The organism is Brucella sp. JSBI001 (assembly GCF_026014005.1).
In the GTDB taxonomy this organism is placed as follows: Bacteria; Pseudomonadota; Alphaproteobacteria; order Rhizobiales; family Rhizobiaceae; genus Brucella; species Brucella anthropi.
In genome coordinates this window covers 3,299,415-3,314,774 of record NZ_CP110339.1, presented here as the reverse complement: position 1 = coordinate 3,314,774, position 15,360 = coordinate 3,299,415, and the positions used below count along the sequence as shown (strand labels likewise).

The window sequence follows — 15,360 nt, the reverse complement described above, 5'->3', positions numbered from 1 at the left end:
GGAGTTTATAAGCTTCGGCGTCCCGTCGTTATCATTGAACAGATAGAGTTCGGCAAGTTGCGCTTGACCGGCATTTGTATGCGGACCATGACATCATGGTGCCGCCGAAAGAGATTGAATTGACAAAAGAAATTACGGGCGGCTTTGCCGCTCTCGGCGTTACCGGCATTTTGCTCAAGGGCGTCGAAGCCGCTGGCATGACCGAGCCGAAGCCGATCCAGTTGCAGGCGATTCCACACCAGCTTGAAGGCCGCGATATTCTTGGTATCGCGCAGACGGGCTCCGGCAAGACCGCAGCTTTCAGCCTGCCGATCCTGCAGAAGATCATCGGCCTCGGCGACAAGCGCCGTCCAAAAACTGCACGCGCGCTGATCTTGGCGCCAACGCGTGAACTCGCCGTGCAAATTGAACAGACGATCCGCAATGTTTCCAAACACGCGCATATCTCGACAGCGCTTGTGTTGGGCGGCGTTTCCAAGCTGTCCCAGATCAAGCGCATCGCACCGGGCATCGACGTTCTGATCGCCACGCCTGGTCGTTTGACCGATCTGATGCGTGACGGTCTGGTTGACCTCTCGCAGACGCGTTGGCTCGTCCTCGACGAAGCGGACCGTATGCTGGACATGGGCTTCATCAACGATGTGAAGCGCATTGCAAAAGCGACGCATTCTGATCGTCAGACCGCGCTGTTTTCGGCCACCATGCCGAAGGAAATCGCGTCGCTGGCAGGAAGCTTGCTGCGTGATCCGGTTCGTGTGGAAGTCGCTCCGCAGGGAACGACGGCTGCTGAAATCACGCAGGTTGTGCATCCTGTGCACACCAAGGAGAAGCGCCGTCTTCTTTCCGCGCTGCTGGGTGACAAGGCTATGCGTTCGGTCATCGTCTTCACCCGTACGAAGCATGGTGCCGATGCAGTCGTCCGTCATCTGGAACGCGATGGCTATGAAGTCGCCGCCATTCACGGCAACAAGTCGCAGAATGCACGTCAGCGTGCGCTGAACGGATTCCGTGATGGATCGCTGCGGATTTTGATCGCAACGGACATTGCTGCTCGCGGCATCGACGTGCCGGGTATCAGCCACGTCGTGAACTACGATCTGCCTGACGAGCCGGAAACCTATGTGCATCGTATTGGCCGTACCGGCCGTAATGGCGCCAGCGGCGCGTCGATCACGCTCTTTGATCCGGCAGCGGAAGAATCCAAGCTGAGAGCCGTTGAGCGTGTGACGCGTAACAAGCTTCCGATCAAGGATGCACCTGTGGAGCTTGCACCTGCTCCGGCACCGCGTGCGGCAGCTCCGGGCGAACGCCCGCAGAAGACCCAGCATCGCAAGGGCGGAACGGCGCAGAAGCCGCGTCGTGCAGCCCCGAAGTCAGGCGACCATCGTACAGGCGGTCACGCAGCAGGTGAAGCCGCTCCGAAAGCGAAGCGTCCGTTCCGCCGCAAGCGCCGCAATGCCAACGGCAATGGCGGACAGCGCGCAGCGTAAGCTTGCCTTGAATATTTTTTCAAAAAGCCGCCCATTTCGGGCGGCTTTTCTATTTATGAGCGCAGGATGGGTTTCAATTTGCGTAATGGCTTGGAAAAATATTCCATGCTTGCTTGAAGGGCAGGGCCGTTCCTCATAATTTCCTCTTCAAAACAGGAAGGACGGAAGCCATGTTCCAATCGGTGCTCGACGCAATCGGCAATACGCCATTGATCCATTTGAAAAAGGCTTCCGAACTTACCGGCTGCGCAATTTATGGCAAGGCCGAGTTTCTCAATCCCGGACAGTCGGTGAAGGACCGCGCAGCGCTCTATATTATTCGCGATGCCGAAAAGCGTGGGCTTCTGAAACCCGGTGGTGTCATCGTTGAAGGTACGGCCGGCAATACCGGCATCGGCCTCACGATGGTCGCGAAAGCGCTTGGCTATCGGACAGTTATCGTTATTCCCGAAACGCAAAGCCAGGAAAAGAAGGACGCGCTGCGCCTGCTTGGCGCCGAACTGATTGAAGTTCCAGCCGCCCCCTATCGCAATCCGAACAATTATGTGCGCCTGTCGGGACGATTGGCCGAAAAACTTGCCAGAAGCGAGCCGAACGGCGCGGTCTGGGCCAATCAATTCGATAATCCGATCAACCGGCAGGCCCATATCGAAACCACGGCGCAGGAAATCTGGCGGGATACCGACGGCAAGGTGGATGGGTTTGTCGCCGCTGTCGGATCAGGTGGAACGCTTGTCGGCACCGCATTCGGTCTGAAGGACCACAATGCTGATATCAAGATCGCACTTGCCGATCCATATGGAGCCGCACTCCATTCCTTCTACACGACGGGCGAGCTGAAAGCCGAAGGCGACTCGATCACCGAAGGCATCGGGCAGGGGCGTGTCACCGCCAATCTTGAGGGGTTCACCCCCGATTTCTCCTATCGCCTCTCCGACGCGGAGGCGCTCGATATCGTTTTCGATCTCGTGGAAAATGAGGGACTTTGCCTCGGCGGTTCTTCGGGTATCAATATTGCAGGCGCAATCCGGCTTGCAAAAGATCTCGGGCCGGGCCACACAATTGTGACGGTGCTTTGCGACTATGGTAATCGTTACCAGTCCAAGCTGTTCAATCCTGCTTTCCTGCGTGGCAAGAACCTGCCAGTGCCGGGATGGCTGGAGAGGAAGACCGAGATAGACATACCGTTCGAGGGATAATCATGGCATACGAGACCGAAGCGCTTTTCCGCGAAGATTCCTATCTTTCAACGGCGGAGGGCACGGTACTCGCCATTACCGAGACGGGCGGGATTATTCTCGACCAGACAAACTTCTATGCGACCTCCGGCGGCCAACCGGGGGATATCGGCTTTCTCGAGCGCGCGGATGGTTCTCGTATCGAGATTTCAGCAACCGTTACGGGCGAAAACAAGAACGAAATCATTCATGTTCCGGCAGAAGGACAGGCTTCGCCCACTGTCGGTGAAAAGCTGGTCCTGCATGTTGACTGGCCGCGTCGCTACAAGCTGATGCGGATGCATATGGCCTGCCACCTGCTTTCCGTTGTCTGCCCGTTTCCGATTACCGGCGCTGCGGTGGGCGAGGATGAAAGTCGCGTTGATTTCGATCTTCCCGATCCGAGCTACACCAAGGAATTCGTGACCGAAAGGCTCATGGAGCGGGTGAATGCCAATGACGCGGTTGCCATTCGCTGGATCAGCGATGAAGAATTCCTTGCAAATCCGGATATCGTAAAGTCGAAGAATGTGCGTCCTCCGGCGGGGCTCGGTCGCATACGCCTTGTTCTTATCGGTGAAAACGGCGTGGTGGATTCGCAACCTTGCGGTGGTACGCACGTTTCCGAAACGCAGGAAGTGGGTGAAATCCACATCGGCAAGATCGAGAAAAAGGGCAAGGAAAACCGCCGGTTCCGCATTCGCTTTGGCTCCCTGCCAGAAGCCTGAACCCATTTTTTTCTGCGTGTTTCCCGGTTTTACGAAACATGCTTGAGGAGTGTTTACCCATGGTAGAGAAAAGCGCCTTCGTCGTTTCACGGGACTGGTTGAAAGAACGGCTCGGCAAGCCGGGCATCGCGATTGTCGATGCCTCCTGGTATCTCCCGGCTGCTGGACGCAACGGGCAGGAAGAATACAACGCTGCACATATTCCAGGCGCTGTGTTCTTCGATCAGGACAAGATTGCTGACAAGGAATCCGGTCTGCCGCACACCCTGCCGTCGCCAGAGCTTTTTGCGCAGCATGTCGGTGCCATGGGAGTTACGGCTGATGAGACAGTTGTTGTCTATGACGGAGTCGGCATGTTTTCCGCACCGCGCGTCTGGTGGATGTTCCGCGTGATGGGTGTGAAGAATGTCTATGTACTTGATGGCGGCTTCGACGGCTGGAAAAAGGCTGGTTATCCGGTGACCGAAGAAGCTACAAAGATTGCGCCAACGCTGTTCACGCCATCATTCGACGAGGCCGCAGTGGTCGATTTCGTGCAGATGCGCGAAATTGTGGACGAGCGACGCTCGCAGATCGCCGATGCACGCGCAGCCGGACGCTTCACCGGACGCGATGCCGAGCCGCGGGCAGGCATGCGCTCCGGCCATATGCCCGGTGCACGCAACGTTCCCGTTGGCACTTTGTCTGAAAACGGTGAGCTAAAGGACCTTGCAAGCCTGCGCAAGATTTTCGACGAGGCCGGTGTTGATCTCTCACAACCGGTCGTTACGAGCTGTGGCTCTGGCGTTACCGCAGCGGTCATCATGCTTGCATTGGCGTCGGTCGGTCACAAGGATAATCGTCTATACGACGGTTCCTGGAGTGAATGGGGAAGCCGGCAGGATACACCAGTTGTCACCGGTGAAGCTGAATAAGCATGACCGGAAAACTGACCGCCCGCATCACCCACCTGGAAATGTCTGCCCGTCAGGCAGTTCAGGTGCCGGTGCCGTCTGGTATCCGCCTCGCTATGATGCGCGCGGGTGCCATGCCGGTCCATTACTACCGCTATCTCTATGAACAGATCGGGCGTAAGCATCACTGGATGATGCGCCGTGTTCAGACGGATGCGGAAGTTGCAGCCGTAATTCATGCAGATACGACTGAAATCCACGTTCTCTATGCAGAAGGCTGTCCCGCTGGATTTGTCGAACTCGACTTGACCGCTCTGCCGGAGGCTGCCGAGATTGTCTATTTCGGTCTCATCGATGATTTTCAGGGGCGGGGTCTCGGAAAGTTTTTCCTGAGTGAGGCCATTTCCGCAGCCTGGGCGCATGGACCGGAAAAGGTGACGATCCATACCAATACACTCGACAGCCCGCGTGCTCTGCAACTCTATCAAAAAATGGGATTCGTGCCGGTCGGTTGGTCCGAAGAGGTAATAGAACCCTGGGAATGAAGCGCGGCGCTATCCGCGCGCCACTTCGCGAGCACTTACGATAGAAACGACAGATGCGCTGGCAAGGCGCCCACTTTCTTCATCGAAGACACGCAATTGCGTCCGCGCTGCTTCGCAATATAGAGGCAGCGATCAGCGCGGCTGAGTACCTGCGAGTTCGTCTCATTTTTCGGCGCAGAGGCAACACCGATACTGATCGTCAACGGATAGACCTGATACTCCGTTGTGTGAAACGGCGTATTTTCTACTTCTGCGCGTATGCGTTGTGCAACCCGCATACCGGTCTCTCCACTGGCACCCGGCAGAAAAACGCAGAATTCCTCCCCACCGATACGGCCGACAAGATCGCCTTTTCGCGTCACATTCTGAAGCGCGAATGCGATCAGCTTCAAGGCACGGTCGCCGACGCCATGGCCAAACGTATCGTTGATCGCCTTAAAATGGTCGGCATCGATAACGAGCAAGGTGCCGGTTTCGATACGGGAGCGGCTGATCTTCATGGCTTCGAACAACGCTTCACGGTTGAGAAGACCAGTCATGTGGTCGATCCGTGACCGTGCCTGCAGTTCGACATGCGCTTTTTCAAGCTGGAGATATGCGTCTTGCAACTTGCTATGTTGATGAAAAATATAGGCAAGAGAAGGGAAGGCCGTGGCTGCGGGAATGCCCGCGCTGAGGCCGAGCGCGACGATGCCAAGCGTGACGCCAGAAGTGAACGCCACTATCGAGGTTGCCCCGAGAGAGAACAACACGACAGACAACGTTATCAAGGCTGCTTTTAGTAGAGCAGTCTTCTTCATTTCCTCGCGCTCCCAACCCTGAGTGAGGATGATCTACGACCCGCGCCTGATCCCTATTAAGAACGGGCATTTATTTTGTGGGCCTTATAAAAGGAACGCCGGAGAGGGGAAAGATACCACCATGCGCTTCTTGCAATTTTTTGTCTATGAGTGCCATTATTGACACAATCACAGGTAGCATAGCGAATATATGTTACGAGGAAATGTAATTAAGCACAACTATGTTTAAAAGAACCGTCTCAATGAGACATAAATCGTAAGTGGCTAATATAAGTCAGGAAATACCCTGGGTTAGGCATTGTAACGAATCCCCGGAGCGGCCTGACACTCCGGGATTTTGGCCGGGATTTCGCCGGCACTATGACTGCTGATGGCTTGAATCAGAAGACCGCCAAATATTTCAGAAGCGAAATGATGCCAATAATGATCACGATAACTTGAGCGATCTGTTTGACCTTGGCATCCAGAGGCAGCATGTTGATGAGATAAAGTACGAGGAAGATAACAAGAATTGTTATCAGAAGGCTGATGAGGATGGACATAGGCGGTCTGATCCTTCCCGGAACTTGGGGTTGCGTTGCCTAACCGACGACCGTTCCTCGACGCCGCCGATTGAGCCCGTTCAAACCGAAAGAAAGAGCAGGGCTCTTGCTAGCGGCACATCGTCTCCAATCCAAAAACGATGTGCCGGTTAACGTTCCAAGGAAAAGAAGGTTCCGCTTTGTAAGCAATAACTTAAATCAAACTGGCGCCGAACAGTGCAAGATTTTTCAGATATTCAGCTACGCATGCTGCCCGTCTCGCGGCGGCGCTGATGCCAGCTGAAAGCCTCTTCAATTAGATGAGGTGTATGCCCGCCACGTGCGCAAGCGCGGTCGAAATAATCGTTGAGTTGTGGGCGATAATCCGGGTGCGCACAGTTGTCGATGATGACACGGGCCCGCTCACGAGGGGCGAGGCCGCGCAGATCGGCAAGGCCCTGTTCCGTTACCAGAATGTCCACGTCATGCTCCGTATGGTCGATATGCGTGACCATCGGAACGACGGACGATATCGCGCCGTTCTTGGCTTCGGATTTGGTCACGAAGATCGAGATGAAGGCGTTACGGGCAAAGTCGCCTGAACCGCCAATTCCGTTCATCATATGCGTGCCGTCGACATGCGTGGAATTCACATTGCCATAAATGTCGAATTCGAGCGCTGTATTGATACCGATAATGCCGAGACGACGGATGACTTCCGGGTGGTTGCTGATTTCCTGCGGGCGCAGAATAAGCTTGTCGCGGTAACGGTCGATATTGTTGAAGACACGCTCTCCACAGGTGGGGCTGAGCGTGATCGATGATCCTGATGCAAAGTCGAGCTTTCCGGCATCGAACAGGTCGAAGGTGCTGTCCTGCAGCACTTCGCTATACATGCGCAGATTGTGGAACGGGCTATCGGCAAAACCGTTCAATACGGCATTTGCAATGGTGCCGATGCCAGCCTGAAGCGGATTGAGCGTCAGATCAAGACGTCCGGCAGCGACTTCCTGCATCAGAAATTCAATCAGATGGCCCGCAATGGCTATTGTTTCACCGTCGGCCGGTTCCACGGTCGAGGCGCTGTCATTTTCCTGCGTGATGACGATGCCTGCGATCTTTTCCGGTGGGATCGGGATATAGGGCAGGCCGACGCGGCTGTCGCACGCCGTGACCGGTATAGGGTCGCGGGAAGGGCGCTTCGTTGGAATATAGATGTCGTGCAGACCTTCAAGCGCCATAGGCTGATTAAGGTTCACTTCAACGATGACCTTATCGGCCAGAATGGCAAAACTTGCCGAATTGCCGATCGATGTCGTGGGAATGATTCCGCCGCTCTCGGTGATGGCAAGAGCCTCGACCACGGCGTAGTCGATAGGACCGATCTGGTTTGAGCGCAATTGCTCTACAGTTTCGGAAAGATGCTGGTCGATGAACATCACTTCGCCGCGATTGATCGCGGCACGCAGGGTTCTGTCGACCTGAAACGGCATGCGCCGCGAGAGCACGTGTGCTTCTGTAAGAATCTTGTCGACGTCGTGGCCGAGGGAAGCGCCAGTAATCAGCGTGATCTTGAAGGGATCTGTCGCAGCACGGGCAGCCATGGCAACGGGTACAGCCTTGGCGTCGCCAGCGCGGGTAAATCCACTCATGCCGACGACCATACCGTCCTGGATAAGGCTCGCGGCCTGTTCAGCGGTAATGATCTTGTCTCGAAGCGAAGTGTTTCGAATACGTGCTTCCAACATCTTTAAATCTACCTTCCTTCCCATCCGGACTTGAGCCGGAAATGGCGCTCACCGTCTCGAAAGCAAGATATCGCTACCGACCATCTGCGAAATACGGCGCCGCCCGGGTAATAGCCTATATGGACCGACAGTACACGCATGCTTTGGTCTTAGATGCCAAGACAGATTGCTGTGATACTGGTCGTGTTTCTCACGTCACGCGATTCTTCGAAATGATTGAAATCAACGATGTAAAGCAGGCTGCTGCGCGTCCAATCGGTGTGAAGGGCAGGATACAATCGGCTAATGCTTAGTGACGTACATCGATCACATAAGATAGATTATGGAACATCTAGGCGGTTTGCGGGCTGTTGCGTTCTGGCCTGAAACCGCGTTTTCCACGACTGTGGAAAACCGTAGATGCTGCGGTTTGCTGTGTTGCGTTTAACCGAACCGATGGCATTGTTGCTTTCGTTGAGAAACGCGAGTGACCATGCCGATCATCAATATAAGAAATGCAGCCCTGCCGCCATCAGCACGTGGGCTTGTCGCTGTCGGTTCTCTTGGCGTCCCACGGTTTTGGGCCACCATCTGGAGTGACGTCCTGAACCCAAGACTGGAACCATCGAGCCGACAGAAGTATCTGACGGCCATTGATCGTTTCTACGAGGCAGTCTGCGAGCAACACGGTACCGACTGTCTGGACCGTCTTATAGCCGAAGCCGATGGAGATGCTTTGGAAGAATGTCTTCTGGGCTTCTTCGCCCAACTCAGGAACGCGGCCGTCGTCGAGAACGCGGACAAGTCGTCCACATGGAAGTTTGCGCTCGACTTCGCGACGGAAATGCTTCGCCAGGCCGGTAGCACGGCCGGTGCGCGGGCGAACGAAATCCAGGCAAAGGTACATCGCCTTGAGACCTTCTACCGCAACCTAGTTCCGAACCCCCAGAAGCCGCCACCGCCGATCCGGGCACTTCCGCCGCTCGTAATCGAGGACCTTTACGAAATCTTCAGGCCGGATCTCGACGCGAAACCCCTTCAAGACTGAAGCGCTGCGCTGGCGCAACCTCTTGGTCTTCATGTTGCTGTTGCGCCTTGGGCTTCGGCGTGGTGAAGGCGCGTTGCTGTACGCTTCCTCGTTTAAGGAGGACTTCGACCCAGTCGCTCGCAAGACCGTCCACTGGTTGGATGTCGAGGAAGTCGATGATCCGGACCCACGGTACGAACAGCCTGGGCTGAAGACGGAGACCTCGCGACGCCAGCTTCCGTTACAGGAAGAGATCGTTGAACTCGTCAGGTTCTACATCCGCAACTATCGCGGACGGGCAAACCACCCACACCTTCTGATCTCTCAAAAGGCCTGCCACTTTCGCTGCGATCCCTCAGTGAAATCTTTGAGGTTGCGACGAAGGCCCTGTGCGACGAGGCTAAGCAATCTCTGAAAAGCAAGGGCTTAAAGGCGTCTCTTGTCACGATCTCCGCCATACATCCGCTGTCGTTAGGATGCGTCGGTATCAGGACACGGGCAATGATCTGGACAAGGCTCAGGAGAAGCTACGGACATTTTTGGGTGGTCGAAGAAGTCGGATATGCCGCGCCTCTATGCCAAGGCCTACTTCGAAACCAGCCTGGACGAAGCCTGGGGCGAAAAATTTGACCATTTTGTGGATGCTCTTCGACGCACTGTTCCGGAGACATCCCATTGAAAGCCGCCGTCACGCTTCAGAACGACCGCCTCGTCGCCGATATTGATCGCCTGACATCGAGATTGCCGCCGCTGCCTGCGGTGGTCAAATACTACGATGATTTTGCGAACGAGATATGCTCCGTCCGAGACCTATCCGAAACCGACCAAGTCTTCCTTGCCTTGGACGGCCGCCAGCATTCAATATCGTTCAATGCGTTTGGTCCCGCAACGCAGGTAATGAAACATGTGTTCGCCGAATGGCTTGGCGAGCACGACCTTCACTACGTGACGATCCTGTTTGGCAGCACCCTGAGCTATCTCGCACGTCGCGGCGTCGCCTCTCTCATCGAGCTATTAGTGTCACAGCCGTTCGATGCTCGATCCCATTGGAACACATTCGTTCTTGCAGAGGTAAGTGCCAGGGAAGTTACTCGCTAAGAGCCATTCTTCATTCCCTGTGTCGGCTCAACATTGGTCATTGGACGCCCACGGCGGCATCGATCATTCGGGCTCTGAAGAGCCCAAAGGTCGACAAGTATCGCGTCGTTCGCATCGGTGATTGCTTCCTGCCACTGGATCACCAAAGCATCATCGTCGACCACATCGATGCGATGTGCGCCGCGCTATCGAATGATCCTCAGTCGATTGATGACGAAGCGCTACGGGACGTGTGCATCTTGGTCACGTCATACCAGTATGCCTTCCGTCCGGGGCAGATAGCGCGGATCGAGACGGCCGATGTTCGGCTGTACTCGACTGGTGCGGTGCATGTTGCGGTCACCCGGATCAAGCAGAAGGATCACCGCAAGCGCATTCGAGAAACCCGGCGGATCAAGCGTGAGTGGGGGCCGCTCTTCAATGAGTTTGTGAAGCGCCGGGACGCAGGAATCGTCATGATAGAGGAGGGCGTGCCCCTCGCCTCCTCTTCGGCCTCACGCCGTCCGGTGTTGGCCGGGTCATTCTTGAGCTTACGTCGGACTTGACAGGAGAAGCCTGGTCTCCAACCGACCTGAGACATACGGCGGCACAACGTCTCGCGGACGGCGGCATCTCGCACGCTGGCCTCTCGGAGTTCATGGGACACTCCAGCGACCGCGTGGCCAATGTCTACTTCGACGCATCGCCACCACAAGCCAAGCGTATCAATGATGCCCTTGCAATCTCGCCCATTTACAAGAACGTAGCCAAGATCGCGACGACGAGAACCATCGATAAGGAGATGCTTCTAGCCTTCCGGCCGAGAAGCAGATCGGAGGTGTGCCTCACGGGATTCCTTATCGCAGGAATAGGTGGTTGCAACTTGGGTCAGAACCTCTGCATGAAGAACCCGGTGCTTGCCTGCTACACCTGTTCCCAGTTCATGCCCCTCAACGATCCCGAAATCCACCAGGACGTCGTGGAGAGCCTTCGTCCGGTCGTCACTGAGTTCGCCGCCGCGTCCCGCAACAACCAGCAATCCCCTGCCTACGCTCAGTTGAAGAGCACGCTCGACGCCGCAAGACGTGTTGCCGAGGAACTGAAATCCGATGGCGGGGACGAGCCATGAACCCGTTCTATGCCGAATACATTGCCACGGCCAAGAGGCTGGCCGAAGAACGCGGCCTGAGCTGGAAGCTAGTCTTCGACGGTGAGGGCAAGGTCACCAAGGAGACGAGGTGGAACCTGACGGAACTGAGGGGTGGCCTTTCCAAACCGGTCTCATGGCTTGGTCAGGTTGGCGTGGACGCCGCGCCATTCATAAAACTGAACGAGATCAGAGTGGAAATGGGACAAGGTCTCTTGGTCGCCATGCCCCTGTCCCCCACTGGCTGGACTTCTTCCAGGCTGTATTGATCCACCAGCTTCTCCTTGGTCAGACGAAGCCCGGAAGCGCCGTTCAAGTGGGCGCTGGCATCCGACGGCTGGCACCTGCAGCAGAGGATACACCGCCCTGGGCGGTAACCCCGATCAAATCCAGCAGGCCTACAATGCCGTTCTTCGGTCATCGGAATCCGGCAAGCAAGCGCTCGACTTCGTGACCATGGTCAGGAACGTCATCGACAGACAAAGCTCGCCGACATCCCTGCTTTGGCTCGTTTCTGCCAACCCTATTCCAGCAAGGAAGCGTTGGCAGCGCAGCAGTGGGCCGATGCGGTCAAAGACCGCCAAAACGCACATGGTGGCCGCAAGAGCTCGCGGCGCAGCCTGGCTGAACGGAAGTCGGCGTCGAAGCTTCCGGATGAGAAGGCCTTCTGGGAACTGGTTCGGATTGTCTTCACCGAGACGCCCCTGTCCTTCTCGGATGCGATCCGGTTTGCGGCATTTAAGGTCCAGATCATCATGGGCTTCCGGATCGGAGAGGCCGCCCTTCTTCCATTGGATTGAAGCGTTGGCGCGAATATCTGACGCCGACGGCCGACTGGCCGGAGAGCATGGTGGGTTCTCCTGTTCCCTGATAATCAGGTACTTCGCTGAAAAGCAGGAAGAGGACGACCTTGCCGAGGGATTGGCTCTGTACGAGAACATCCAGCACGTCCCGCCGATGTTCGAGGAGATTTTGGTAGAGACGCTCGACCACATAGCCACCATTACCGCCCCGCTGCGGGAGCGATTGAAACGGCAGGCTGAAACAGGTCGCATCTTTCCCGAATATGCTGAGGACGCGCTCGTTCCTGCCTGGGAGATGTACGTCCGCATTACAGGAAATGCGGTGTTCTCGGACGCAGAGGTTCCGCCGCAACTGATCCAGCAATATCGCGAAAGCTACGACCCGCAGTACCTCGACACCATCCGCGATCTTCAATTAGGCGGCAGACCCGCTGGTTTGTCGCAGTTCTGGACCAATCCGGCTCAACGCAACATTCCGATCCGGACATCGGCGGGCGTGATCGAAAACGGCAGGATTAACTGGCGATTTGCATTCGTCCGCGTTGGCGATGTCGAGGAACACATCCGGGAGAACCGCGCGACGAAGCTATCCGCTACCAAGCCGACCGCGACGACCGACGGTACGGTGTTTTATCCCTACGACCTCCTGTTCTTGATGCCGATCAGAAACCTCATCGAGGGGCGCAACAACGGCCTTCTTGACACGACCTTGTACTCTGCCATCGGCATTTTGGACAAAGGCCCTCTGAACGGCTCCTTGAGCGGCAAGGCAAGCGGGGAGACCCTCTTCCAGCGATACGGCCAGACGGACGAGGACCGCGCGTTGACGCTGACTTCTCATTCCCTGCGGCACCTGCAGAACACCGAGCTGTTCCGTCTCGGCGTCGCTGACACGATGATAACCAAGAAGTTCGGCCGCCGTAGCGTTCAGCAGAGCTACGAGTACGATCACCGAAGCCTTCATGAGGATATCGAGCATATCGACGTTCCCCGGAAGCCGAAGATTCTCTCGGCGACAAGGCGCTTCAGGTCTACAAGATGATCGCCGCCAACAAGGTGCGAGGACCTATCGTCGACGAGTTCCGGCGTGTTCAACGCGAGTATGGCGACGATGCAGCCTTCGACTACCTGAATGCCGAGGCCGACGGTCTTCACGTCACGCCCTACGGGCTGTGCGTGAACAGCTTCACCAGCGATCCCTGCCCGAAACATCTCGAATGCTTCAACGGCTGCCTGCATCTAGCCCGAACCGACGTCGTAGAGGAGCACGACCATCTCGAAACGATGCGCGACCGCTTCGCGAAAATCATCATCCAGTTGGAATCCGTACCCGAGGGCCGTCGATATGCCGGATGGGCGAACCAGATCGCCCACGCCCGCATCCGATACGAGAATATCGGCAAGGCTCTCGCGACCGAACCCGGTGACCGCCCCTTCCCCGATGGCAAAGACCTCTCCGTGACGCCGGAGCAGAAGTTCGGTAACACCATCATCGACACCATGAGCCGCCTGAGAGACCTTGATGATTGATAAGATCGCCCATCTTGAGGAAATGTTGGAGGCGATGATCGCCGAGGACGAAACCATCACCGCGAGAGCCATCGTCCGGCGCAGCGGCGGCGTGTTCAAGAACGCCACTGACATCACTCGGAATGTGGACCGTCGCACCAAGTTCGAGGGTGCCCAGCGAAAGCAGGAGACTATAAGGATCGCGATTGGTCGCAGCAGCGGTAAGTCTCGCGCAGAGCTGGAGCGACTGGTCGAAGTGAAGAACGCCGAGATTGACCAGCTTCAGGCTGATCGGCAGCTCGTGATCGCGTCACACCGCATGATGATCCTGGCTGTCGCCGAAATGGGCGGCTTCTCAAAATGGAAACGTCTGTTCGAGGGATATCAGGAGACAGTCAACAAGCTCGACGGAATGAATGCCATTCCTTCTGGCGAGGTCGTAACCCTTCCTCCGAGGAAGTCCTAATGGCGCGAGGAACGGGCAAAAGCGGTGTCGAGGTTGCCCAGGAGCATGTCGATGCCTCCAAGAGTATCTGGAGAACCTCGGTGACCAGCCGCTTCCCGCTACGGCGGCGTCGAGCTGAACAAGAGCGCCATCGCCAAGGCCTGCGGCTTCGACCGTCAGGTGTTCCGCACCAATCCGAGATGCGCCGAAATCCTGGGCAACGCAGACGACCGTGATCGCAAGGCTAACCTGACACGCCTCGAACAGGCGGAAGCGGACCGCGAGCAGAAGGCCAAGGTCGATGGCAATCAGATGGCTTTGGAGGAAGAGAACCTTCGGCTGAAGGCGGAGAACGCCTCGCTGCGCCGCGACCTTGACCGCATGAAGCGGTTGAGCGCGGTGATCGCCGAGACTGGGAGACTTCCATGATTGGGTGTTTGAAGTCTGGTCCTCGGAGCCGCGCCGTCGTGGCCCCGACAGGCCGTGGGAGCTGGATCGCAGTGAATGAGGCACAGGGACCCGCGACGGCACGTCGTGGTGGCCGCAGTGAACGGAGAGCCAGAGCCCATGGCAGGGGCCAATCAACGACGGGGTGGCGCAGAGGGGCAGACGTTCCTGGTCCTTGGTGAGCGTTCTGAGCAGTCTTCCTGGGAGCTGTCCATCACCTCCGTTCATGCCAGCCGGTTCGGCGACCATGTCATCATTGGCCGTGACGGGACCGAGCAGCTCCGTCGTGCACTCGTCCCTTCGAAGAGGTCGCCGCGCGATCCGGTCGCAGGGGAGACGTGGCGTGTCACGGGTCCTGTCAAACTCCATCCCGAATATGGGCCGCAGCTCCATGCCGAGGTGGCCCTGCCCTTGGTCACCAAGGGGCGGGCGATCATCCGCCATCTGGCCACCGACAAGCGCTTCGTAGGTATCGGCTGGGCTACGGCGGAGAAAGTCTGGGAGCGCTTCGGCGAGACCATCTACTCCATCATCCGAGATCGTGACCTGAAGGCGGTCGCGGACGTCGTCGGCGCGGATCGGGCCATCGCCATCGTCGACGGCTTCGGCATGCTCGCCGAGGAGGTCGAAATCTTCCGCTGGCTGGATCGATACGGCGTCTCGCCTCGTGTGGCTGGTGCTGCCGCCCGTCTCTGGGGTCTCGGAGCCATCGACCGCATCAAGGCCGATCCGTTCACGATGACATTGCTGGAGCCGTGGAAAGACGTGGACGCGAGAGCGCTTCGTCTTGGAGTCGCCCTCGACGATCCGAGGCGGCTAACGGCCGCCGTCGAGGAGGCCTTGGCCATCCGGTTCCGGACAGGGAACATGGCCTCCCTTCCCCAGTTCTGAAGCCTCTGGTGAAACGCCTGCTCGCGCCTTGGAGCGGCGATCCGGCGAGTGCCATCGACCTGGCCTTGGCCAGCAGTCGCGTTGTGTCGCCAA

The 15,360-nt window shown here is 57.0% G+C and carries 19 protein-coding genes and 1 pseudogene; 17 read left to right on the top strand and 3 right to left on the bottom strand.

All coding sequences use genetic code 11. The features are described from left to right. Positions 1-95: 95 nt before the first annotated feature. The 5 genes from LJ361_RS15690 (at position 96) to LJ361_RS15670 (ending at position 4,873) form a co-directional block, all read left to right on the top strand. A complete protein-coding gene (locus LJ361_RS15690) occupies positions 96-1,490 on the top strand; it encodes a DEAD/DEAH box helicase (protein WP_313733151.1) in 1,395 nt (464 codons plus the stop codon). A gap of 170 nt (positions 1,491-1,660) precedes the next feature. Next, complete coding sequence (locus LJ361_RS15685) at positions 1,661-2,689, top strand: cysteine synthase A (protein WP_010660086.1); 1,029 nt, start codon at positions 1,661-1,663, stop codon at positions 2,687-2,689. Positions 2,690-2,691: 2 nt separating this feature from the next. After that, the gene (locus tag LJ361_RS15680) at positions 2,692-3,435 is read left to right on the top strand and encodes an alanyl-tRNA editing protein (protein ID WP_010660087.1); all 744 of its coding nucleotides are present in this window, start codon (positions 2,692-2,694) and stop codon (positions 3,433-3,435) included. Positions 3,436-3,494: 59 nt separating this feature from the next. Continuing rightward, positions 3,495-4,349, top strand: a complete 855-nt coding sequence (gene sseA, locus LJ361_RS15675) for a 3-mercaptopyruvate sulfurtransferase (RefSeq protein ID WP_010660088.1) — start codon at positions 3,495-3,497, stop codon at positions 4,347-4,349. Between the two features lie 2 nt (positions 4,350-4,351). After that, entirely contained in the window at positions 4,352-4,873 is a 522-nt protein-coding gene (locus LJ361_RS15670) for a GNAT family N-acetyltransferase (RefSeq protein WP_010660089.1), read from the top strand. A gap of 9 nt (positions 4,874-4,882) precedes the next feature. Here the strand turns inward: LJ361_RS15670 and LJ361_RS15665 are convergent. The 3 genes and pseudogenes from LJ361_RS15665 to LJ361_RS15655 form a co-directional block, all read right to left on the bottom strand. Then, a pseudogene (locus LJ361_RS15665) lies at positions 4,883-5,673 on the bottom strand (GGDEF domain-containing protein). 380 nt (positions 5,674-6,053) lie between these two features. Then, complete coding sequence (locus LJ361_RS15660) at positions 6,054-6,215, bottom strand: Thivi_2564 family membrane protein (protein ID WP_010660091.1); 162 nt, start codon at positions 6,213-6,215, stop codon at positions 6,054-6,056. A 236-nt stretch (positions 6,216-6,451) separates the two neighbouring features. Continuing rightward, a complete protein-coding gene (locus LJ361_RS15655; protein ID WP_010660092.1) occupies positions 6,452-7,942 on the bottom strand; it encodes an acetyl-CoA hydrolase/transferase family protein in 1,491 nt (496 codons plus the stop codon). Positions 7,943-7,983: 41 nt separating this feature from the next. On the opposite strand from LJ361_RS15655, the gene LJ361_RS15650 reads away from it, so the two are divergent. The 12 genes from LJ361_RS15650 (at position 7,984) to LJ361_RS15595 (ending at position 15,267) form a co-directional block, all read left to right on the top strand. Continuing rightward, on the top strand, positions 7,984-8,235 hold the full coding sequence (locus LJ361_RS15650) for a hypothetical protein (protein ID WP_029376105.1): 252 nt from the start codon (positions 7,984-7,986) through the stop codon (positions 8,233-8,235). A gap of 179 nt (positions 8,236-8,414) precedes the next feature. After that, entirely contained in the window at positions 8,415-8,969 is a 555-nt protein-coding gene (locus LJ361_RS15645) for a hypothetical protein (RefSeq protein WP_264811923.1), read from the top strand. Between the two features lie 654 nt (positions 8,970-9,623). Beyond that, complete coding sequence (locus LJ361_RS15640; RefSeq protein ID WP_264811921.1) at positions 9,624-10,046, top strand: hypothetical protein; 423 nt, start codon at positions 9,624-9,626, stop codon at positions 10,044-10,046. Next, a complete protein-coding gene (locus tag LJ361_RS15635; protein ID WP_264811920.1) occupies positions 9,995-10,591 on the top strand; it encodes a hypothetical protein in 597 nt (198 codons plus the stop codon). The genes LJ361_RS15640 and LJ361_RS15635 overlap by 52 nt, the downstream gene beginning before the upstream one ends. Beyond that, the gene (locus tag LJ361_RS15630) at positions 10,588-11,154 is read left to right on the top strand and encodes a tyrosine-type recombinase/integrase (RefSeq protein WP_264811919.1); all 567 of its coding nucleotides are present in this window, start codon (positions 10,588-10,590) and stop codon (positions 11,152-11,154) included. The genes LJ361_RS15635 and LJ361_RS15630 overlap by 4 nt, the downstream gene beginning before the upstream one ends. Continuing rightward, positions 11,151-11,441, top strand: a complete 291-nt coding sequence (locus tag LJ361_RS15625; protein WP_264811918.1) for a hypothetical protein — start codon at positions 11,151-11,153, stop codon at positions 11,439-11,441. Before LJ361_RS15630 ends, LJ361_RS15625 begins: the two co-directional genes overlap by 4 nt. Positions 11,442-11,675: 234 nt before the next feature. Then, positions 11,676-11,972, top strand: a complete 297-nt coding sequence (locus LJ361_RS15620; protein ID WP_264811916.1) for a hypothetical protein — start codon at positions 11,676-11,678, stop codon at positions 11,970-11,972. A 4-nt stretch (positions 11,973-11,976) separates the two neighbouring features. Beyond that, positions 11,977-13,017, top strand: coding sequence for a hypothetical protein (locus LJ361_RS15615; RefSeq protein ID WP_264811914.1), 1,041 nt, complete (start codon positions 11,977-11,979; stop codon positions 13,015-13,017). Continuing rightward, positions 13,014-13,505, top strand: a complete 492-nt coding sequence (locus LJ361_RS15610) for a hypothetical protein (protein ID WP_264811913.1) — start codon at positions 13,014-13,016, stop codon at positions 13,503-13,505. Before LJ361_RS15615 ends, LJ361_RS15610 begins: the two co-directional genes overlap by 4 nt. Further along, complete coding sequence (locus LJ361_RS15605; protein WP_264811912.1) at positions 13,498-13,950, top strand: hypothetical protein; 453 nt, start codon at positions 13,498-13,500, stop codon at positions 13,948-13,950. Before LJ361_RS15610 ends, LJ361_RS15605 begins: the two co-directional genes overlap by 8 nt. 159 nt (positions 13,951-14,109) lie before the next feature. Continuing rightward, positions 14,110-14,358 (top strand): hypothetical protein, encoded by a 249-nt coding sequence (locus tag LJ361_RS15600; RefSeq protein WP_245362183.1) that lies wholly within the window; start codon positions 14,110-14,112, stop codon positions 14,356-14,358. 138 nt (positions 14,359-14,496) lie between these two features. Further along, positions 14,497-15,267 (top strand): helix-hairpin-helix domain-containing protein, encoded by a 771-nt coding sequence (locus LJ361_RS15595; RefSeq protein WP_264811911.1) that lies wholly within the window; start codon positions 14,497-14,499, stop codon positions 15,265-15,267. Positions 15,268-15,360 lie beyond the last annotated feature (93 nt).